We start from the raw sequence: 20,381 nt of genomic DNA, 5'->3' as shown, positions 1-20,381 counted from the left end.
GAGCAGCCGTGGCAGACAACACCGATATTCGCGTCGACACGTGGGACGCGTGCGTGGACTTCCCGATCTTCGACGCCAAGACCCGCTCGCTCAAGAAGGCCGTCGTCGGCGCCGCAGGCGGCATCATCGGATCGAACGGCTCGAAGACCGTCGTCGTCGAAGCACTCCGCGACATCAACCTGCACCTGGAGCACGGCGACCGCGTCGGGCTCGTCGGTCACAACGGCGCAGGCAAGTCGACGTTGCTGCGACTGCTGTCGGGCATCTACGAGCCGACTCGTGGCGCGACGAAGGTTACCGGTCGCGTAGCCCCCGTCTTCGACCTCGGCGTCGGCATGGACCCGGAGATCTCCGGGTATGAGAACATCCTGATCCGCGGCATGTTCCTCGGCATGAGCCGTCGGGAGATGCTCAAGAAGACCGATGAGATCGCGGAGTTCTCCGAACTCGGCGACTACCTCGAGATGCCGCTGCGCACCTACTCGACAGGCATGCGCGTCCGCCTCGCGCTGGGAGTCGTGACCAGCATCGACCCCGAGATCCTCATCCTCGACGAAGGCATCGGCGCAGTGGACGCCGAGTTCATGAAGAAGGCCCGCGTCCGCCTGCAGGCCCTCGTGGAACGGTCCGGCATCCTCGTGTTCGCGAGCCACTCGAACGAGTTCCTCGCCCAGCTGTGCGACCGCGCCCTCTGGATCGATCACGGCCAGATCCGGATGGACGGTGGAATCGAGGAGGTCGTGGGCGCCTACCAGGGTCCGGACTCCGCCGCGCAGGTCCGCAAGGTCCTCGCCGAGATCGGCAAGGACGTCGCGAAGTGACCACGATCGTCGGCGTCGTCGTCACCCATAAACGACGCGAACTGCTCGCCGAGTCCCTCGCCGTCCTCTCCAGCCAGGACCGGCCGCTCGATCATCTGATCGTGGTGGACAACGCCGCGGAACCCGAGGTCGGGGAACTCGTCACGAGCCAACCGATCCCCACGACGTACATTCCTTCACAGCACAACCTCGGCGGTGCGGGCGGCTTCGCGCTCGGCATGCTGCATGCGTTGGCGCTGGGCGCCGACTGGGTGTGGTGTGCCGACGACGACGGCCGTCCGGAAGGCCCGGCCGTCTTGTCGACGCTGCTGGCCTGCGCCGACCGCCACCGGCTGGGTCAGGTGTCGCCGGTGGTGGTGAACATCGACTCGCCCGACGATCTCGCGTTCCCCCTGCGACGCGGCCTGGTGTGGCGGCGGAAGAGGTCGGAGCTGTTCTCGGGCGACGGCGAGTCGGCATCGGACGATCTGCTGCCCGGCATCGCATCGCTGATGAACGGCGCCCTGTTCTCGGTCGACACGCTCGAGAAGATCGGCGTCCCCGATCTCCGCCTGTTCTTCCGGGGCGACGAGGTCGAGATGCATCGTCGTCTCGCCCGGTCCGGAATCGCTTTCGGCACCTGTCTGACCACCGCGTACCTCCACCCGGACGGCAGTGATGAGTTCCGTCCCATCCTCGGCGGACGCATGCACACCCAATACCCGGACAACGAGGTGAAGCGCTACTTCACGTACCGGAACCGCGGTTACCTGATGAGTCAACCGGGCATGCGCAAGCTCCTCCCCCAGGAGTACGCGCGCTTCGCATGGTTCTTCCTCGTCCAGCAGCGCGACGTCGCGGGGTTCCGCGAGTGGATGCGGTTACGGCGACTGGGCCGTTCCGAACGCTTCGAGCGCCCCTGACCAGCACGTCGACGTCTAAGGTTCCCCGATCCGACCCGATTCTGGCCGGACAGCACGGTTTCAGCCGGAATCGGGGAACCTTGAACGCCCGCACCCGCAGGCCTTCGTCCGCTCGGTGAGCGAGCGAAACGAACCGAAGCGCCCGATCCCCTCCCCAGAAATCTAGAACATGTTCTAGTGTGGCAGTCATGCGATTCACGTACGCCGAGGCGATGACCGACATCAGTTACTACGCGCCGCTCGCGCAGGCGGCCGAGTCCGTCGGCTTCAACGGCATCACGGTGCCCGACTCCGTCGCCTATCCCGAGGAGTCCGACGCGACGTATCCGTACACACCCGACGGCGACCGTGGATTCCTCGAGGACAAGGACTTCGTCGAGACGTTCATCCAATGCGCTGCTCTCGGTGCGGTGACGACGACGCTGCGCTTCCTTCCCTTTGTGCTGAAGCTTCCGATCCGCCCTCCGGCCCTGGTCGCGAAGCAGGCGAGCTCCATCGCCGCGCTGACGAACAACCGCCTGTCCCTCGGTGTCGGCACCAGCCCGTGGCCCGAGGACTACGACATCATGGGCGTCGACTTCAAGCGCCGCGGCAAGCGCATGGACGAGTGCATGGACATCATCCGCGGACTCACCTCTCCCGGATACTTCGAGTTCCACGGCGAGTTCTACGACATCCCGAAGATCAAGATGTCGCCCACCCCGACCGAGCCGATCCCGCTGCTCGTCGGAGGCCACGCCGACCTCGCGCTCAAGCGCGCCGTGATCCGCGGAGACGGCTGGATGCACGGTGGCGGTCCGGGCGAGGAACTCGACGCCCTGCTCGACAAGATCAACAAGATCCGCAAGGCCGAGGGCAAGGAGAACGACCCGTTCGAGATCCACGTGATCTCGATGGACGCCTACACCGTCGACGGCTGCAAGCGCCTAGAGGACAAGGGCATCACCGATGTCATCGTCGGATTCCGAGTGCCCTACATCCGCGGCAACGACACCGAGCCGCTCGAGGCGAAGATTCAGAATATGACGTGGTACGCGGAGAATGTGATCGCGAAGGTCAACGGCTGACACCGACTCGCTCGTTACCCTTCGGTAGAATGGTTCCTCATGACAATCACCGGATCTGAGCGCGTCCAGGCCATCGAGGCAGCGATCGGCCAGACGTACACCACCCAGGACTATTACGAGGTGGGCCGCGAGAAGATCCGCGAGTTCGCACGGGCGTTGCACGACGACAACCCGGTCCACTGGGACGAGGCCAAGTCTGCCGACGCCGGGCACGACAAGCTGCTGGCGCCGTTGACGATCGTCGTCCTCGACGGCACCAAGGCGCAGGCTCAACTGTTCGACACGGTGGTGCCCGGCGACCTGCTCAAATCCGGTGTCCTCCAGGTGGAGCAGAGGTTCATCTTCCACAAGCCGATCACGGCGGGCGACCGCTTGAAGTCGGACGTGTCGATGGACTCCTACAAGTCGGTCGCTGGTGCGGAGCTGTTCACCGGCAAGACCGTGATCCGCGACCTCGACAAGGGCGTCATGCAGGAGTCGTGGACCACGCTCGCAGGTCCCGGTGAGACCGGAGACGGCCTCACCGCCGAGTTCATCTCGATGGTCGACGACGTGATGTTCTCGCCGACCGCGTCGCATGAGCTGCCGCTCGTGCCTGCCGAGGCCGCCGAGATCCCCGAGCCCGGCTCGCATGCCTTCGCCTACGGCGCGATCCCGTTCGATTCGGTCAGCGAGGGTCAGGAGATCCCGCCGCGCACCCAGCGCTTCACGCGCGGCGATCTTGTCAACTACGTCGGTGTGGCGGGCGATCCGAACCCGATTCACCACAGCGACGAGCTCGCCGCGGCGGCCAAGCTCGACTCCGTCGTCGCCCAGGGAATGCTGACTCTCGGCACCGCCGCGGGTTACCTGTCGGCGTTCGTCGGCGATCCGGCGGCGTTCATCGAGCTCAGTGCACGTTTCTCGAGCGCCGTGTACGTGCCGCCGACCGAGGCCGCGGTTGTCGAGTACACCGCGAAGATCAAGACGCTGTACCCGGAGACCAAGCGCGGCCTGATCACGTTCGGCGCTTCGGTCAACGGCAAGCGCGTGTTCGGCAAGTGCACGGCGCTGGTCCAGTTCTCCTGACCTGCACCACTCGTCGATCGATCGGATGAGCCTCCGCGCGCGAGCGGCCGACCTGCACTAAGTTCGTTCCATGTTCGGTCTCCTCACGCCCTGCGGGCATCTTCTGGACGACGAGTTGCGCGACGAATGGCGCGCCCATCTATGTGGGCTGTGTCTGTCGCTGCGCGACGGGCACGGGCAGTCGGCGAGACTGACCACCAACACCGACACGGTGATGCTCTCGGTGCTCGCCGCCGCGCAGCGGGTACCGGTGGCCGATACCCGGACGGCGGGGCGCTGTGCTCTGCGCGGCATGCGTCGGGCCGATGTCGTGGTGGCCGCCGATCCCGGCGTCAGGCTCGCTACCACAGCATCGTTGACCTTGGCTGCGGCCAAGGCACGCGACGTTGTCGCCGAACAGCAGTTGGGCTTGGCGACTCGGTCGCCGATCAGGTCCCGAGCTGCACGGGTGGCGTCGAAGGCGCTGCGGGCGCGCGCGGACCGTGCGGAAACCGCCCTCGACGTCGACTCCGTGTTGACTGCCCTCGATCGGCAGGCCGGTCTCGAAGCATCACACGCGGACCTCAACGCCCTCACCGAACCGACGGCCACGGCGTGCGCCGAGGTCTTCGCGGCGAGTGCAGACCAGGCCGGTGCTCCCGAGAATCGGGACGTGTTGTCCGCGATCGGCGCCGACTACGGGCGGCTCGCACACCTGCTCGACGCCGTCGACGACCGCGACGATGATGCGCGGGCCGGAGCGTTCAACCCGCTGATCTCAACCGGGACGTCCGACGAGCAGGCCCTGCAGCACGCCGGGATGCTGGCCGACCGAATCGCCGAGCGCTATGAGCAGCTCGCACTGCACGACGACCGGCTGCTCCGAATCCTCCTGGTGAAGGGCGTCGCCCAGGCGGTCCGGCGCAGAGGTCATCTCCGGGCTCATCGCCACATCGAGATCCTCGGTGCCGGCCAGACGACATGGCCGCCGTTCCGGCCTCCGACGTGGCCGGAAGGCTGGCCGTATCCGCCTCCGTTCCCGCCGAACCGGAGGTTCCACCAGCGGATCCTGCCGTTCGTCGGCAACTCGTTCTGCGGTGCGGGCTGGTTCCGCGACCACTGGAATCACTGCAGCGACAAGTGGGTCGATCCGTCATGCAACGACTGCGACGACTGCTGTGATTGTTGCGACTGCTGTGATTGCAGCTGAGGACGACTACTCCGAAGATCGGTCCTCTCATCGCCCTCGAGCGGCATAGTGACCTCGAGAACCCGTGAGACGACCGATCTTAGGACCGCCCGACGTCACTTGATCTTGAAGATCACTGCCCGCTGGACGATGAAGTTGATGGCGGTCGCGACGCCCTGCGCGATGCAGAAAGCGAGCGCGACCATGAGGAACGCGGTCCCCCACTCGTGCATCAGCCAGTTGTAGAGACCGACGTTGACGAAGAACGTCACGACGTACAGCAGGACGACGGCGACGAATCGGGCCTTGCTCGGTTCCGCACGGAACGTCCACCGACGGTTGATGAGGTAGGCGATCGTCGTGCCGAGGATGAAGCCCGCGGCTTTCGCCAGCCAGAACGGGGCGCCGAAGGCTTCCTGGAGCAGCAGAGTGAGACCGAAGTCGAACACCGCAGACAGTGCGCCGGTCGCGACGAAGCGGATCAACTGCGTCTTGAGGTCGACGCTTGTCGACGCCTCCTCGTCGTCGAACGGCAACTCGATCGGCATCGGGGCATGGCGAGTCGCGAAGTCGTCGTGCGACAGGTGTTCACCAGGTGTTGAGTCGGGCACCGATTCAGGGTAGCCGCCCAAACTGAGCGGATCCGTTATGAATGCGTTGTGACGCAGGTCTAATGTCAATCGCTATGAGCTTCTCCACTCGTTCTCGGTTCTCGCGTGCGCTTGTCGCCGCTGCTCTCGCGGTCGTCGCGGCGGCGAGCACCGCCCTTGTCGCTCCGCAGGCGCATGCGGAGGACGCTGCGACCGGTGCGCCGGTGTGGTCCGGTCTGGACGCGAGGGCCTACAACGGTCCGATCGGCGCGCACGGCACCCTGATCTCGAAGACCCCGCTCGAGCACTCGGTGACACTGCCTGCCGCAGGCCAGGCCTACCGTGTCCTGTACGCGTCGACCGACGTCCACGGGAAGCCCGCGGTGAGCACGGGCGCGATCTTCCTGCCGAAGCGTCCCGCACCGAAGGGCGGATACAAGGTGCTCGCCTGGGCGCACGGCACCGTCGGCCTGGGCGACAACTGTGCTCCGTCGGCACAGCCCCGAAGCGAGCGCGACGTGGCGTACCTCGGACACTGGCTGAATCAGGGATACGCGGTCGTCGCCACCGACTACGTCGGCCTCGGCACTCCCGGACTGATGAGCTACCTGAGCGGCGCAGTGCAGGCGTCGTCGACCGTCGACTCCGTCATCGCCGCACAGAAGGCGGGCCTGCCGCTCAGCCGGACCTGGGCGATCGTCGGACAGTCGCAGGGTGCCAGCGCCGCCCTCAACGCGGCTCGACGCGCGACGTCGATCTCGCGAGGCTCCGGCCTCGACTACCGCGGAGTGGTCGCGACCGGCACCCCCGCCAACATCGAGCACATCGTGTGGCAGGCCGGTCCGTCGTTCCCGCCAATCGGCATGCCTGCCGGACTGTCGACGTACTCGGCGTACATCCTCGCCGGATTCGGCGACGCGCGCCCCGACCTGCACCTCGACCGCATCTTGAGTGCCAAGGGACGCAGCGTCGTCGCCCAGGCGAAGACCCTCTGCTACCCGGAACTGCACGCCACGATGGCCGGCGCGAAGGTCAACACCTGGTTCACCCGCCCGATCTCCTCGATCCCGGGCGTCCAGGCCGCCCTCGTCAAGTACATGAGCACGCCGTACTCGGGCTACGACCGCCCGATCTTCCTCGGTCAGGGGCTCAAGGACATGGACGTCCCCGCACCGTCTGCACTGTCGCTGTACGCCCAGATGCGGGCCGCCGGACAGCCCGTCGACCTGCACGTCTACCCGACACAGGACCACTCCGGAACGGTCCTCGCGTCGATGAAGGACTCCACACCGTTCCTCGCTCGCATCATGCGCTGAGCCTGCTCCTCAAGCGACGCCGTCCTCCCTGCTCCTTGCTGCGAAAGACGTCCTCCCTGCTCCTTGAGCGAACGAAGTGAGTCGAAGGGTCCTTCGTCACGACCTTTCGACTCGCAAGCTCGCTCAAGGAGCAGGGAGGCACAAGCGCTCAGGCCTGGGTCAGGGAGCAGTGGGGTCCTCGGGCGCGGGGTCCACCGGCGTCACAGTCGCTCTGTTCGGCTTCACGACCAGGATCGGTTTGCTGCACTCGATGAGCAGGTACTGCGACGTCGAACCCATGAACAGCTTCCCGACCTGAGTGCGGCGGCGCATTCCGATCACCAGGACGTCGGCGTCGTCGGCGTCCATCGCACGCAGCAGTTCCTCGGACGGGTCTGCCCCGATCGGCTGCCTGATCTCGAACTTGATCCCAGACCGGGTCAGGCGCGCCTGCACCTCGGCGATCTCATCGGCGTCGACCATCCGCTGCCCGCGTCCGGTCGACACCGCGTTGATCAGCAGCATCGACGTGTCCCGGACGGTCGCTTCGACGATGCCCTGTTCCAGGCAGGCTCGGCCCGCTGAACCGCCTGCATATCCGACGACGATCATGCGTTTCCTTTCGAACCCCTCTGATCAAAGAATGTAGACGACCGTCACGACAGGGACCTTCTGACGTGACGGGCGGGTAACCTCTACTTCGATGACGAACACAGACCTTCTCCCGATCCAGACCCGCACGCTGATGGGCTGGGGGCGGACCATGCCGACGCAGGCGCACGTGCTGTCGACGCCGTACCCCGAGGTCATCGCCGACGCCGTCGCACGCGTCGCGGACCACAACGCCGACAAGCCGTCGTACCTCAAGCGCGGAGTCATCGCGCGTGGTCTCGGTCGCTCGTACGGCGAGAACGCTCAGAACTCGGGCGGCCTCACCATCGACATGACCCAGCTGACGCGGATCTACAGCATCGATGACGAGACCGCCATCGTCGACCTCGACGCGGGCGTCGACCTCGACACGCTGATGCGCGTCGCGCTGCCGCACGGCCTGTGGGTTCCCGTTCTGCCCGGCACCCGCCAGGTGACGATCGGCGGCGCCATCGGCTGCGACATCCACGGCAAGAATCACCACAGCTCGGGTTCCTTCGGCAATCACGTCGTCGAGATCACCCTGCTCGTCGCGTCCGGCGAGATCCTCACCCTCACACCCGAGGGAAGCAGCGACGACCCCGACGCGTCGATCTTCTGGGCGACGGTCGGCGGCATCGGCCTCACCGGCATCATCCTGCGCGCCAAGATCAAGATGACGCGCACCGAGACCGCCTACTTCATCGCCGACGGCACCGTCACCAAGAGCCTCGACGAGACCATCGCGCTGCACATGGACGGCTCCGAGGAGAACTACACGTACAGCTCCGGTTGGTTCGACGCGATCAGCAAGCCCCCGCGCCTGGGTCGTGGAACGTTCTCGCGTGGCAGCCTCGCCCGCCTCGACCAGCTGCCGGACAAGCTCGCGAAGGATCCACTGAAGTTCGACGCGCCCACCCTCGTCAACTTTCCCGACATCTTCCCCAACGGCCTGGCCAACAAGATGAACTTCTCGATGGTCGGCGAGGCGTACTACCGCATGGGCGGCAACTACCAGGGCAAGATCCAGAATCTGACGCAGTTCTATCACCCGCTCGACCTGTTCGGTAACTGGAACCGCGCCTACGGTTCGAAGGGCTTCCTGCAGTACCAGTTCATCGTCCCGCCGGAGGCCGTCGAAGAGTTCAAGGGCATCATCTACGACATCCAGGCATCCGGACACGTCAGCTTCCTCAACGTGTTCAAGCTGTTCGGCGAGGGCAATCAGGCTCCGCTGAGCTTCCCGATGCCCGGTTGGAACATCTGCGTCGACTTCCCGATCAAGCGCGGCCTGCACGAGTTCGTCTCCGAGCTCGATCGCCGCGTCATGGAGATCGGCGGTCGGCTCTACACCGCGAAGGACTCGCGGACCACCGCGGAGACCTTCCACGCCATGTACCCGCAGGTGGACGAGTGGATCGCGACCCGTCGTCGAGTGGACCCGAATCAGGTGTTCATGTCCGACATGGGCCGTCGTCTCGAACTCGTCTGACCGCTGCACAACACAAGAAAGCAGATCCACATGTTCAACGCCGTCGGCGTTCCGCAGTCCATCCTGATCCTCGGCGGGTCGTCTGAGATCGGCCTGGCCATCGCATCGGAGTTCCTCACCAAGGGACCGATGCGGGTGGTCCTGGCGACGGTCCCCAACGATCCCGCGGCGCAGGCCGCTGTCGCGCAGATGACCGATGCCGGCGCGTCGTCCGTCGAGCAGATCGACTTCGACGCCCTCGCCACCGACTCGCACCGCGACGTCATCGAGAAGGCGTGGGCGAACGGCGACATCGACGTCGCGATCGTCGCGTTCGGCATTCAGGGTGACGACGAGCAGGCCTGGCAGGACCAGAAGCTGGCCGTCCTCGAGGCGAACATCAACTACACCGCGGCCGTGTCGGTCGGTGTGCTCCTCGGCGAGAAGATGCGCGAGCAGGGCCACGGCCAGATCATCGCGATGAGCTCGGTCGCCGGTGAGCGCGTCCGCCGCTCCAACTTCGTGTACGGCTCCACCAAGGCCGGACTCGACGGCTTCTACCTCGGTCTCGGCGACGCACTGCGCCCGGAGGGTGTCCGCGTCCTGGTGATCCGCCCCGGTCAGGTCCGCACCCGACTGTCGGCGCACGTCGCCGAAGCACCGTTGACAGTCAACAAGGAGGACGTGGGACGTCTCGCGGTCGCCGCCGTCGACAAGGGCAAGGAGATCGTCTGGGTGCCGGGCCCGTTCCGGTTCATCATGATGGCGCTGCGCCACATCCCGCGCCCGGTGTTCCGCAAGCTGCCCATCTGATCTCCCGTGCAGTCCACCGCCCCGACACAGATCCTGAAGAACCGCCGCCTGCGCGACGTCGTTGAACTCGGCGGCGCAGTTGTACTGGCCGCGATCGCCGCCTACGTCGGCCTCAAGGTGATCGGGGCGGTCGGATGGCCCGCGTTCAACACGTCGAATGTGACGCGGGCCCTCACCACCCTCGGCCAGGGTGTCACGATCGTCCTGGCAGCAGTAGCCGTGATCGCGTACCGGTACGGCCGGTCTCCGCTGGTCACGTCGCTGGTGTCGTCCTTGGCGTCGGCATTGCTGGTGGTCGTCACCCTCGGCATGCCGCTCGGCGCCACGAAGCTGTATCTGTTCGGTCTGTCGGTCGATCAACAGTTCCGGACCGAGTACCTGACCCGTCTCACCGACAGCCCGCATCTCGCAGACATGACGTACGACGGTCTGTCGCCGTACTACCCGGCGTCGTGGTTCTGGTTCGGCGGACGGTTCGCGAATCTCGTCGGGCTGCCAGGGTGGGAGGCGTACAAGCCGTGGGCGATCCTGTCGATCGCGGTCGCGGCGGCCCTGGGCACCGCGTTGTGGAACCGGATGGTCGGCGTCGGCGTCGGCACCGCAGTCGGCCTCGCGTCGACTGCTGTCGCCATCGCCTACGCCTCCCCCGAGCCGTATTCGGCGACGCTGATCCTCGTCGGCGTGCCGATGATGGTCGTCGCCGCGTCGGCGATCCGGGGTCGCGGGCGTCTCGCCGACGGCCCGTCGACGATCGGTGAGACGAATTGGCTGGCGGTGGCTGCCGTCGGGGTGTTCCTCGGTGTGTCCGCCACCGTGTACACGCTGTACACGGCGTTGTTCGCCGGAACCGTCGTGCTCATGGCGCTCGGCGGCCTCGGTCAGATCTTCCTGTCGACCCGGAACTCCGCCGTCGACTCCTCCGCGGACGCCCGCCCGCGCTACCTTGCGGTGATCGTGCGTCTCGCCGCCGTCGGCGTCCTCTCCGGGCTGATCGCACTCATCGTGTGGGGTCCGTACCTGCTGGATCGCATCTCGACCACCGTCCCGGTGTCGGGGAGCGCCGAGCACTACCTGCCGGAGAACGGCGCGATCCTCGGTCTGCCGATGTTCCAGACCAACCTGATCGGCCTGCTCACCCTCGTCGGTCTCGTCTGGGTGCTGCTGCGTGCGCGGCAGCGGACCGTCGCCGCCTCGCTCGGTTGGACCCTGTTGGGCGTTGTCGGCCTGACCGCGATGTCACTGGCGTTGACGGCGATCGGCACCACTCTGCTGTCATTCCGTCTCGAGCCGATCACCGCTGTTGTGCTGGCCGCGGGCGGCACGTTCGGGATCGTCGAACTGTCGCGGCTCGCCGTCCGTCGTTTCGGTGATGTCCGCACGGTGATCGGTGTGCTCGCGGCGGTGTTCGCGATCGCCCTCACTCAGGCGATTCCCGCGCACCTCTCGTCGGAGATCACCACCGCCTACACCGACACCGACGGGTCGGGACAACGCGCCGACCAGCACCCGGCAGGCGCCGAGTCCTATTACCCCGAGATTCACCGGCTGATCCGCGAGCAGACCGGCCGTCCGGCGAATCAGAACGTGGTCCTGACCGCCGACTTCGGTTTCCTCTCGATCTACCCGTACTGGGGTTTCCAGGGCCTGACCTCGCATTATGCGAATCCTCTCGCCGAGTTCGACAAGCGCGCCGCAGCGATCGAGGGATGGTCCAAGGCCACGTCGACCGCCGAACTGATGACCAAGATGTCGGCCACGCCGTGGCGCAAGCCCGACGTGTTCCTGTTCCGCTACAGCGCCGACGGCTACACGCTGCGCCTCGCGAAAGACGTGTTCCCGAACGATCCGAACGTCAGTCGTTACAACGTCACGTTCTCGCCTGTCGTGTTCGACGATCCGGCCTTCACCGTCACCGAGGTCGGGCCGTTTGTGCTCGTCGTGAGAAAGGGCTGACACCGTGGCCTCGTTGACCGTCTCGTCGATCACCAACGGCGACGTCCGGACCCACTTCGTCTCGACGGCGGCGGTCAACTGGGTGATCCTGCAGGACGATTCGGGCGTCACTCTGATCGACGGAGGCTACCCGGGACACGCGTCTGCCGTCGTCGAGTCGCTGACACGGATCGGGAGCGCTCCGGAGGAGATTCGGGGTGCGCTGCTGACCCACGCGCACGTGGACCATCTCGGCGGCATCGCCGCTCTTCGGCGCGGTCATTCGTTCGACGTGTTCGCCGACCCCGAGGAGGTCGGCCACGCACGCCGGGACTTCCTCGAGCAGGCCTCACCTGCGGACATCGCCAGAATCGCGTACCGACCGAGCGTTCTGCGGTGGTTGAGTGAGATCGTTCCGCTCGGCGCGCTCGACAAGTCGGGCATCGCGGATGCGCTGCCTTTCACTGATCTGTCAGCACTTCCCGGCGCACCGGTGGCGGTGCCGACCCATGGCCACACACGCGGCCACAGCGCGTTCGTCGTCGGCGGCGGCGAGGTCGCGGTCACCGGAGACGCCCTGGTCAGCGGCCATATGATCTCGACCGTGGCTGGACCTCAGTGCCTAGGTCACGTGTTCACTCACGACGTCCCTGCGAATGAGGACGCGGTGGCGTCCCTGGCCGCCCTCGACGCGACGGTTGTGATGCCGGGCCACGGCCCACTGCTCCGCGGCGACATCGCAGTCTTCGTCGAGCAGGCGCTCACCTAGTCGTCGCTTGACTCGCTTCGCGCGGCCTTCGACGACGCACGCGGAAGTCCGCGGGGGAGAACGCTCGTGAACCCAGCACCACACCCCTCGATCAGTGCTGGGTCCACGAGCGACGTTCTCAGCGGGCGGCGGGAGCGCCTGCGGGGCGACGCGCGCTGCGCCGACGGCGCGGGTTGCCGGCTGCGGCGCCGTGCTCGCGGGTCGACGACTGCTCACCGCGCCCACTTCCCTGACGCTGCCCCTGGCTCTGACCCGAGCCCTGCGACTGCCCCGAACCACCACGACGACCACGACCGGTGCCACGCGAGCCACGACCCTGACCGGACCGCGACTGGTTCTGGCCCGAACGCTGCTGCTGGGCCGGAGCCTGCACGGGGAGATGGCGGAGGGGAGCATGCTCGCCCACGAGGTCGGCGACGACGTCCGACGTCGCGGTCACCTGCTGGCCCGGCACCTTGATGGCGGCCTTCTGCAGCAGCTTGCGGAGATCGCCCCACTGCTCCGGCAGGCAGATCGTGACGACGTCACCCGACGAACCGGCGCGAGCGGTACGACCCGAACGATGCAGGTACGCCTTGTGCTCGGCGGGCGGGTCCACGTGAACGACGAGTTCGACACCGTCGACGTGCACACCGCGGGCCGCGACGTCGGTGGCGACGAGGACCTTGGCGCCGTCCGGGGCCGCGAACGACGCGAGGTTCCGGTCGCGCTGCGCCTGCGAGAGGTTGCCGTGCAGGTCGACGGCCGGGATGCCGTCGGCGGTCAGCTTCTTGGCGAGCTTCTTGGCCTGGTGCTTGGTGCGGGTGAAGAGGATGCGACGGCCGGTGCCGGACGCGAGGACACGGACCAGCTCGGTCTTCTCGGCGGTGGTCCCGACGCGGAACACGTGGTGCGTCATCTGCGCGACGGGCGAGGTCGCGTCCTCCAACGAGTGCGTGACGGGGTTGTTGAGGAAGCGCTTCACGAGCTTGTCCACGCCGTTGTCTAGCGTCGCCGAGAACAGCATGCGCATGCCGCCGGCCGGGGTCGCCGCGAGGATGCGGGTGACGACGGGGAGGAAGCCGAGGTCGGCCATGTGATCGGCCTCGTCGAGCACCGTGATCTTCACGTCGTCGAGGGAGACGATGCGCTGCTTCATCAGGTCTTCGAGGCGGCCGGGGCAGGCCACGACGATGTCGGCGCCTGCGCCGAGAGCACGCTCCTGACGAGCCTGCTTGACGCCGCCGAACACTGTGGTCACGCGGAGTCCGACGACGTCGGCGAGCGGTTCGATCTGAGTGGCGATCTGCGTCGCGAGTTCACGGGTGGGCGCCAGGACCAGTCCGGTCGGGCGGCCGGGACGACGCTTCACGCCCGCTTCGGCGAGACGGACGACGAGCGGCACCGAGAACGCGACGGTCTTACCGGAGCCCGTCTTGCCTCGACCGAGCACGTCGCGGCCCGCGAGGGTGTCGGGGAGCGTGTGCTCCTGGATGGGGAACGCCGAGGCCTTGCCGTCGGCGGCGAGCGCGTCGACGATGGGTGCGGGCACGCCGAGATCAGCGAATGAAGTCATGAAACAGCCTTTACGGGCAAGGATCACAGCACAGCAGAGCCCTGCCGATGTGATCGGTTGGCGAAACGCGCTAGGTGGCGTGTCGGTTCGCCGTATGAATTTTCACGCACCCAGCGATCAAGCTCATCGAGATGATCGGGGTCTGCGTGGAAGCGTTCTACGACGCACGGCGCGGCGCGCCGAATGAGGTCAGTCTACGCCACAACCCGACGGGGACCGTCATTCATGGGATGAATGCGACGCGGGACACATCTCGACTGCGCTCGATGAACGAGCCTGACAGTGCCCGGATGAACGAACGTGACAGCGCTCGGATGAACGAAATCGACAGCGCTAGATGAGCGAAGAGCGGGGGTCAGCGTGCGAGGGCGGCGGCACGGCGGACGGCGAATTCGTAGCCGTCGACACCGAACCCGGCGATCACCCCGGACGCGATCGGCGAGATGTACGAATGGTGTCGGAACGCCTCGCGGGCGTGCACGTTGCTGATGTGCACCTCGATGATCGGCACCTCCGGGATCACCAGGGCGTCAGCCAGCGCCACCGAGGTGTGTGTCCACCCGCCGGGGTTGATCACGATCGCCGACACCTCACCGCGGGCGGCGTGGATCGCGTCGATCATCTCGCCTTCGTGGTTCGTCTGAAAAGCGCGGAGACCGAACCCCTCGTCGGACGCCGCCCGCTCGGCGAGGGCGACGACGTCGGCCAAGGTGTCCGACCCGTAGACGTCCGGCTGACGCGTTCCGAGCGTGTTCAGGTTCGGCCCGTTGAGCAGCAGGATCGGCAGATCGGTCATGCCGCCAACCCTAGTGTCGCGTGCTGAGAATTCCTAGACGGTTGGTGGTGCTGCCGCCAACCATTAAGGAACTTTCAGCACGCGACACCAGTGCGTCACACCTCGTCGGCGTGAGCGCGCAACGCGTCCGCGATCGGGTCGGGAAGCGGCGCGGAGGTCTCCGTGTCGCGGGCGATGTTCACGTACGTGATGTCGACGTCGCAGACGGGCGTCGCCGAACACGACATCGCATACCGAAGGGCGAAGCTCGACCGTCCGACATGGCGGCAGGTCACGTCGACGTCCACGACGTCGTCGAAGTGAGTCGGCTTGCGGAAGGCTATCTCCGCCTTGACCAGCGACGGATCGAACCCGATGGCGCCGAGGTCTTGAAAGCGGTGGCCGAGTGCACGCAGGAACTCCGTCATGGCGACATCGGCGATCTCGAGATAGCGGGCGTTGAACAGGAATCCCTGCGCATCGGTCTCGTGATAGCGGATCTGATGGCGGTAGACGTGCATGACGTCCTTTCGTCGGCGGGATGCCCCGATCGGCGGGCTCTGGTAGCGGTGGAGGGTGGGCTCGACAACCGTCGAGATCCGAACGCCTCTGGAAGGGAGGATTCCTTGACCACTGCGAATGACACAACCACGGACCCATCGACGCGCGCCACGCGTTCGACGAACGTGCACGATCGCTATCCGACGCGGCTTCACGAAGCCGCCCCCATGATGCGACGACCCGACCCCGTCGTCTGGGACGCGGGCGACGGCCCGTTCACCGCCGACGAGGTGCACGACTACAGCGCCAAAGGCTTCCACATCGAGGACGGGCTCTTGACGCCCGCGCAGGTCCAGGAGTGTTGGACCGAGTTCGACAGGCTCACCGGCGACCCCGATGTCGAGGCGTCGGGCGCCGTCGTCCGCGAGTCGAACGGCGACGCGGTCCGCTCGATCTTCGCCGTCCACCGACACAGTCCGGTGATCGACGCCTTGGCCCGCACCCCGCGGATCCTCGACCGAGCGAGACAGATCCTCGGGTCGGAGGTGTACATCCACCAGTCCCGCATCAACGCGATGCCCGGCATGGTCGGAACCGGATTCGGCTGGCACTCCGACTTCGAGACGTGGCACGCGGAGGACGGGCTGCCGACGCCGCGGGCACTGAGCGTCTCGATCGCACTCACCGACAACTTCGCGTTCAACGGCGGACTCATGTTGATGCCCGGCGCGCACCGCACGTTTGTGCCGTGTGTCGGACGGACGCCCGATGACAACTTCCGCGAGTCCCTGCAGCGGCAGCGGGTCGGGGTCCCCGACGACGACACGGTGTTCGAGCTCGGCTACGAACACGGAATCGAGCAGTTCACCGGCGCCGCCGGCTCGGCCCTGTTCTTCGACTCGAATTCCATGCACGGGTCGAGCAACAACATCACCCCGTACTCGCGGGCGAACGTGTTCCTGGTGTTCAACAGCGTGCACAACGCTCCCACCGCGCCGTTCGCAGCGACACGTCACCGGCCGACCTACATCGCGGACCTCAACACGACACCGCTGACGCCGTTGCCGCACACAGTGTTCTCCTGAGGTTCGCCCTAGAGTTCCGGGTCCGGTCTGCGGGGACGACCGGACCCGGACATCGGGGCAGATAGGATGACGTGCTGTGCCAGCCTTCACCGTCCGTAAAGCCCAGATAGTCGCCGTCGTCACCGGCCTGCTGGGTCTGGTGTTGGCCCTGGCGACTCCCCTGCTGCCGGTGAAGCAGACTGTGTCGGAGATCAGTTGGCCGCAGAACGGCACGGTGAACTCCGTGTCCGCGCCGCTCATGTCGTACACGCCGATCGACCTGACCGTGAGCGTCCCCTGTTCGGCCGCGAAGGCTCTGCCCGCGGACAAATCGGTGCTGTTGGAGACCACAGCTCCGTCTGCGGCGAAGTCCACGCAACGCGGCCTGGTGATTCGGGTGACCGGCGAGCAGGCGACCCCGGCCGCCAAACGCAGCGTCGAAGTGATCAACCGCAACATCCCGTTGGTGTCGGCTCCGCTGAACGACGTCCTATCGTCGTCGTGCACCAGCATCGACGTCCACGCGACGTCGGACGCGGTGACCGCAGAGTTCGTCGGGCTGACGACCGGGTCGGGCGATCCACGGGAAGGCAGCACGGTCGAGACTCCGGGCGGCGATCAGCGTCCGCAGCTGACCGGCCTGTACACCCAGCTCGCCGGCCCAGCCTCCGCACTGCCGGGGCTGTCCGCTCATGTCGTCATCGACTCCCGCTACACGACCACACCGACCTTGCTGAAGTGGGCGGCGATCATCGTCGGCGTCCTCGCGATGCTGATCTCCCTGGCCGCACTCGCGCGCCTGGACGCCACCGACGGCCGTCGGCACCGCCGGTTCTTCCCGGCCCGCTGGTGGCGACTGAACCTACGCGACTACGTGGTGGTCGGACTGCTGCTGGTATGGCATTTCATCGGTCCCAACACCTCGGACGACGGCTACCTGATGACGATGTCGCGGGTGGCGCAGGAGAGCGACTACACCGCGAACTACTTCCGCTGGTTCGGCGCACCTGAGGCGCCGTTCGGCTGGTACTACCAAGTGTTCGGCCTGCTCAGTCACGTGAGCGTGGCCAGTCCGTGGGTGCGTCTGCCCGCCTTGGCGTGCGGCGTCATCTCATGGCTGATCATCTCGCACGAGATTCTGCCCAGGCTCGGTCGAGCGGCGATCACCCGTCCCGCCGTGGGATGGACCGCGGCCGCAGTGTTCCTCGTCGCGTGGTTTCCGTTCAACAACGGCCTTCGTCCCGAACCCATCATCTGCCTCGGCGCACTGCTCACCTGGTGCTCGGTGGAACGCGCGATCGCCACCGGACGACTGCTCCCCGCCGCCGTCGCCTGCGCCGCGGGCGCGTTCAGCATCGCCGCGGGTCCGACGGGCGTCCTCGCGGTCGCGGCCCTCGTTGCAGGCGCCCGCCCGATGTTCCTCGCACTGGTCAAGCGTGCGCGCGAAGTCCAGCGCCAGGCCGGCCGGAGCCTGGCACTGGCGTACGTCAGCCTCCTCGCGCCCATCGTCGCCGCGGGCACGTTCGTGATCTTCGTGGTGTTCTCCGGTCTCACGCTGACCGCGTTCACCGAGGGCTCGACGATGAAGACGGAGCTCGGCCCGTCAGCGCACTGGTACAACGAGATCGACCGCTACTCGTCGTTGTTCGCATTCTCCGCCGACGGCTCGGTGGCGCGCCGATTCGCGGTGGTCGCCATGTTCTTGGCGATGGCTGTCGCGGGCGCAGTCCTGATCCGCAAGTCGCGCATCCCCGGAACGGCGATCGGCCCGTCGCGCCGCATCGTCGGCATCACATTCGGGTCGCTGCTGTTCCTCATGTTCACGCCGACCAAGTGGACCCACCACTTCGGCGTCTTCGCCGGATTGGCTGCGGCCCTCGCCGGCCTCGCGGCGATCGCGATGAGCTCATCGGCCACCCATTCGCGGCGGAACCGGACGGTGTTCGCGGCACTCGTGGTGTTCGTGACCGGCCTGGCGTTCACCGCCCCGAACTCCTTCTACTACGCGTCCGCGTGGGGGATGCCCTGGTCGACCTCACAGGTCTCGATCGGCGGAATCCTGCTTCCGCAGGTGCTGCTGTACGCCTCGCTCGCCCTGCTGCTGCTCGCGCTGTGGTTCCACTTCCGGGAGCCGTTCACGGGAATCGACCCCGTCGTCAAGCACCCGCGAACCATCCGACACCGTGTCGGCGGCTTCCTCGCCTCTTCGCCATTGGGGATCGCGGCCGCAGCTGTAGCCGCGTTCCTGCTGGCCACCGCCGCGATGACGGGCGTCAAGCAGAGTCAGTCGTTCTCTGTCCCGCGATCGAACCTCGAAGCGCTCGCCGGACAACCGTGCGGCATGGCCGACAAGATCTGGGTCGAGGCCGATCCGAGCCGGTTCCAGCTGAGTCCGGTCGACGCCACCCTGCGCGACCCGCTCCTCGGTCCGACATCACAGCCTGCGGCCTCAGAGCACGGCGCGACATCCGGATTCTCCCCCGCGGGTGTCCCGGATGATCTGACGACGAAGGCGCCCGCGGGCACCCTCGGTGTTCTCGCCTGGAATGCAGGCGCCGATCCGGACGTGCTGATCTCGAACAGCGGCGGCACCGGCGGCGGCACCACCACGACGCCCGGCGCGAACGGCTCGTTCGCCAAGCTGCCGTTCCAACTCGATCCCTCCAGGACCCCGGTGGCGGGCAGTTACATGAAGGACGAGCAGACTCCGGCCAACCTGACGTCCGGCTGGTACCGGATGCCCGCCGACTACAAGGACCGTCCGCTGCTGACGTTCTCCGTCGCGGGCCTGTTCGGTTCCGATGATCTGCGCATCGAGTTCACAACGGATCCGATCACCGCGTCCACGCGCGACGCCGATCTGACACCGTCGAGCGACATGACGATGATCGATCCCGGTCCGCGCCCGTCATGGCGCAACGTGCGCATCGACACCCCGTCCTTGCCGTCGGACGTGACCGCGGTGCGGATCGTCGCCAACGACTCCAATCTGACCGATGACCGGTTCGTGATAGTGACTCCGCCGCGTCTGCCCGAGATGACGACCCTCCAGGAGACTGTCGGCGACACCGATCCGGTCCACGTCGACTGGACGTCCGGACTGGTGTTCCCCTGCCAGCGGCCGTACAACTTCCACGCAGGCGTGGTCGAGATCCCCAAGTGGCGTGTGAAGCCGGGGGCCGACCTGTCGGCGGCGGTCAGCACGTGGCAGGGCGCACTCGGCGGCGGCCCCCTCGGCTGGATCGAAGTGTCCCAGCAGGCCGACACCGTCGCGACCTACCTCCGAGGCGACATCGGCCGCGACTGGGGCGCATTGGAGAAGTACACACCGTTCGACGGCGCCGTCCCCGCGGAGATCGACTACTCCACCGCCACCCGCAGCGGACTATGGAGCCCCGCCCCCATCCGCCACTGACTTTCCCGACCGAACGTCAGCCGTAGATCGACAGATCTGTTCGGGGGCCACCCGGAGTGTCAGCTCCGTAACGCTTGATCTCCGCGTCGAGGTCCAGAGGCCGAGTCGGCGGGACGCCGGGGTACAACTCCTCTCGGACGTGCGCGTCGGGCACCAACCAGGTGACTTCGAAGTCGATCCCGTCGGGGTCGACACCGTAGACCGCCTTCGTCGCCGCATGGTTCGACGCGCCGGTCATCGCGTCGGCGGCGATCATCTTGTCGCGGACGGCGGCGAGATCGGCGAGGGTCTCGACTTCCCACGCCAGGTGATACAGACCGACTGCGCCGGTCGGTCTCCGATCGGCTCGAGCCTGGAACAGACCGAGGTCGTGGTCGTTCGCCGAGTCGCCGCAGCGGAGGAAAGCACCTCCGGGGAAGTCGACCGGGAGCTTGGTGAACCCGAGCACCGAGGTGTAGAAATCAACACTTCGCTGCACGTCACTCACGAACAACACCGCGTGATTGAGACGTCGTACCGACATCGTTGAGCCTTTCTGCCCTGTC

Annotated in this window: 18 protein-coding genes; 12 read left to right on the top strand and 6 right to left on the bottom strand. The window is 66.6% G+C overall.

Going from position 1 to position 20,381, the window contains the following annotated elements:
• The first annotated feature begins 8 nt into the window (after positions 1 to 8).
• From wzt to WFK36_RS14020, 5 genes are all read left to right on the top strand, one after another.
• Complete coding sequence (wzt, locus tag WFK36_RS14040; protein WP_008377650.1) at positions 9 to 821, top strand: galactan export ABC transporter ATP-binding subunit Wzt/RfbE; 813 nt, start codon at positions 9 to 11, stop codon at positions 819 to 821.
• The gene (gene glfT1, locus WFK36_RS14035) at positions 818 to 1,723 is read left to right on the top strand and encodes a galactofuranosyltransferase GlfT1 (protein ID WP_336792395.1); all 906 of its coding nucleotides are present in this window, start codon (positions 818 to 820) and stop codon (positions 1,721 to 1,723) included. The genes wzt and glfT1 overlap by 4 nt, the downstream gene beginning before the upstream one ends.
• Before the next feature lie 188 nt (positions 1,724 to 1,911).
• On the top strand, positions 1,912 to 2,790 hold the full coding sequence (locus WFK36_RS14030; protein WP_040519685.1) for a TIGR03619 family F420-dependent LLM class oxidoreductase: 879 nt from the start codon (positions 1,912 to 1,914) through the stop codon (positions 2,788 to 2,790).
• Between the two features lie 39 nt (positions 2,791 to 2,829).
• The gene (locus WFK36_RS14025) at positions 2,830 to 3,858 is read left to right on the top strand and encodes a fused (3R)-hydroxyacyl-ACP dehydratase subunits HadA/HadB (RefSeq protein ID WP_008377646.1); all 1,029 of its coding nucleotides are present in this window, start codon (positions 2,830 to 2,832) and stop codon (positions 3,856 to 3,858) included.
• A 70-nt stretch (positions 3,859 to 3,928) separates the two neighbouring features.
• Positions 3,929 to 5,047 (top strand): DUF5685 family protein, encoded by a 1,119-nt coding sequence (locus tag WFK36_RS14020; RefSeq protein WP_336792391.1) that lies wholly within the window; start codon positions 3,929 to 3,931, stop codon positions 5,045 to 5,047.
• Positions 5,048 to 5,142: 95 nt separating this feature from the next.
• On the opposite strand, the gene WFK36_RS14015 is transcribed toward WFK36_RS14020, so the two are convergent.
• Complete coding sequence (locus WFK36_RS14015; protein ID WP_336792540.1) at positions 5,143 to 5,574, bottom strand: GtrA family protein; 432 nt, start codon at positions 5,572 to 5,574, stop codon at positions 5,143 to 5,145.
• Between the two features lie 137 nt (positions 5,575 to 5,711).
• On the opposite strand from WFK36_RS14015, the gene WFK36_RS14010 reads away from it, so the two are divergent.
• The gene (locus WFK36_RS14010) at positions 5,712 to 6,932 is read left to right on the top strand and encodes an alpha/beta hydrolase family protein (RefSeq protein ID WP_336792389.1); all 1,221 of its coding nucleotides are present in this window, start codon (positions 5,712 to 5,714) and stop codon (positions 6,930 to 6,932) included.
• A gap of 159 nt (positions 6,933 to 7,091) precedes the next feature.
• Here the strand turns inward: WFK36_RS14010 and WFK36_RS14005 are convergent, their stop codons facing one another.
• Positions 7,092 to 7,523 (bottom strand): universal stress protein, encoded by a 432-nt coding sequence (locus WFK36_RS14005; RefSeq protein WP_336792387.1) that lies wholly within the window; start codon positions 7,521 to 7,523, stop codon positions 7,092 to 7,094.
• 91 nt (positions 7,524 to 7,614) lie between these two features.
• Here WFK36_RS14005 and WFK36_RS14000 point away from each other — a divergent pair, with 91 nt between their 5' ends.
• Genes WFK36_RS14000 through WFK36_RS13985 form a run of 4 tightly spaced genes read left to right on the top strand, consistent with a single transcriptional unit; the run spans position 7,615 to position 12,526 of the window.
• Positions 7,615 to 9,033, top strand: a complete 1,419-nt coding sequence (locus tag WFK36_RS14000; RefSeq protein ID WP_008377631.1) for a decaprenylphosphoryl-beta-D-ribose oxidase — start codon at positions 7,615 to 7,617, stop codon at positions 9,031 to 9,033.
• Between the two features lie 30 nt (positions 9,034 to 9,063).
• Positions 9,064 to 9,825 (top strand): decaprenylphospho-beta-D-erythro-pentofuranosid-2-ulose 2-reductase, encoded by a 762-nt coding sequence (locus WFK36_RS13995; protein ID WP_008377629.1) that lies wholly within the window; start codon positions 9,064 to 9,066, stop codon positions 9,823 to 9,825.
• Positions 9,826 to 9,831: 6 nt separating this feature from the next.
• Positions 9,832 to 11,778 carry a galactan 5-O-arabinofuranosyltransferase gene (locus tag WFK36_RS13990; RefSeq protein ID WP_336792385.1) on the top strand — a complete coding sequence of 649 codons (1,947 nt, stop codon included), beginning with the start codon at positions 9,832 to 9,834 and terminating at the stop codon, positions 11,776 to 11,778.
• Between the two features lie 4 nt (positions 11,779 to 11,782).
• On the top strand, positions 11,783 to 12,526 hold the full coding sequence (locus WFK36_RS13985) for an MBL fold metallo-hydrolase (RefSeq protein ID WP_336792384.1): 744 nt from the start codon (positions 11,783 to 11,785) through the stop codon (positions 12,524 to 12,526).
• Between the two features lie 118 nt (positions 12,527 to 12,644).
• Here WFK36_RS13985 and WFK36_RS13980 read toward each other — a convergent pair whose 3' ends face one another.
• The 3 genes from WFK36_RS13980 to WFK36_RS13970 all read right to left on the bottom strand — a co-directional run bounded on the left by WFK36_RS13980 (position 12,645) and on the right by WFK36_RS13970 (position 15,377).
• Entirely contained in the window at positions 12,645 to 14,081 is a 1,437-nt protein-coding gene (locus tag WFK36_RS13980; protein ID WP_336792383.1) for a DEAD/DEAH box helicase, read from the bottom strand.
• Between the two features lie 355 nt (positions 14,082 to 14,436).
• Positions 14,437 to 14,877 carry a type II 3-dehydroquinate dehydratase gene (gene aroQ, locus WFK36_RS13975; RefSeq protein ID WP_336792381.1) on the bottom strand — a complete coding sequence of 147 codons (441 nt, stop codon included), beginning with the start codon at positions 14,875 to 14,877 and terminating at the stop codon, positions 14,437 to 14,439.
• A gap of 95 nt (positions 14,878 to 14,972) precedes the next feature.
• Positions 14,973 to 15,377: an acyl-CoA thioesterase gene (locus WFK36_RS13970; RefSeq protein WP_008377618.1), complete on the bottom strand. Its 405-nt coding sequence runs from the start codon at positions 15,375 to 15,377 to the stop codon at positions 14,973 to 14,975.
• Between the two features lie 207 nt (positions 15,378 to 15,584).
• Here WFK36_RS13970 and thpD point away from each other — a divergent pair, with 207 nt between their 5' ends.
• Positions 15,585 to 16,442, top strand: a complete 858-nt coding sequence (gene thpD / locus WFK36_RS13965) for an ectoine hydroxylase (protein WP_336792380.1) — start codon at positions 15,585 to 15,587, stop codon at positions 16,440 to 16,442.
• A gap of 76 nt (positions 16,443 to 16,518) precedes the next feature.
• Positions 16,519 to 19,836 carry an arabinosyltransferase domain-containing protein gene (locus WFK36_RS13960; RefSeq protein WP_336792378.1) on the top strand — a complete coding sequence of 1,106 codons (3,318 nt, stop codon included), beginning with the start codon at positions 16,519 to 16,521 and terminating at the stop codon, positions 19,834 to 19,836.
• Positions 19,837 to 19,852: 16 nt separating this feature from the next.
• Here the strand turns inward: WFK36_RS13960 and WFK36_RS13955 are convergent, their stop codons facing one another.
• Positions 19,853 to 20,359, bottom strand: coding sequence for a VOC family protein (locus WFK36_RS13955; protein ID WP_336792377.1), 507 nt, complete (start codon positions 20,357 to 20,359; stop codon positions 19,853 to 19,855).
• Positions 20,360 to 20,381 lie beyond the last annotated feature (22 nt).

Origin of the sequence: Gordonia malaquae, assembly GCF_037148075.1 — a bacterium.
In the GTDB taxonomy this organism is placed as follows: Bacteria; Actinomycetota; Actinomycetes; order Mycobacteriales; family Mycobacteriaceae; genus Gordonia; species Gordonia malaquae.
The sequence above is the reverse complement of the archived record's forward strand: the minus strand, read 5'-3'. Positions and strand labels throughout refer to the sequence as shown.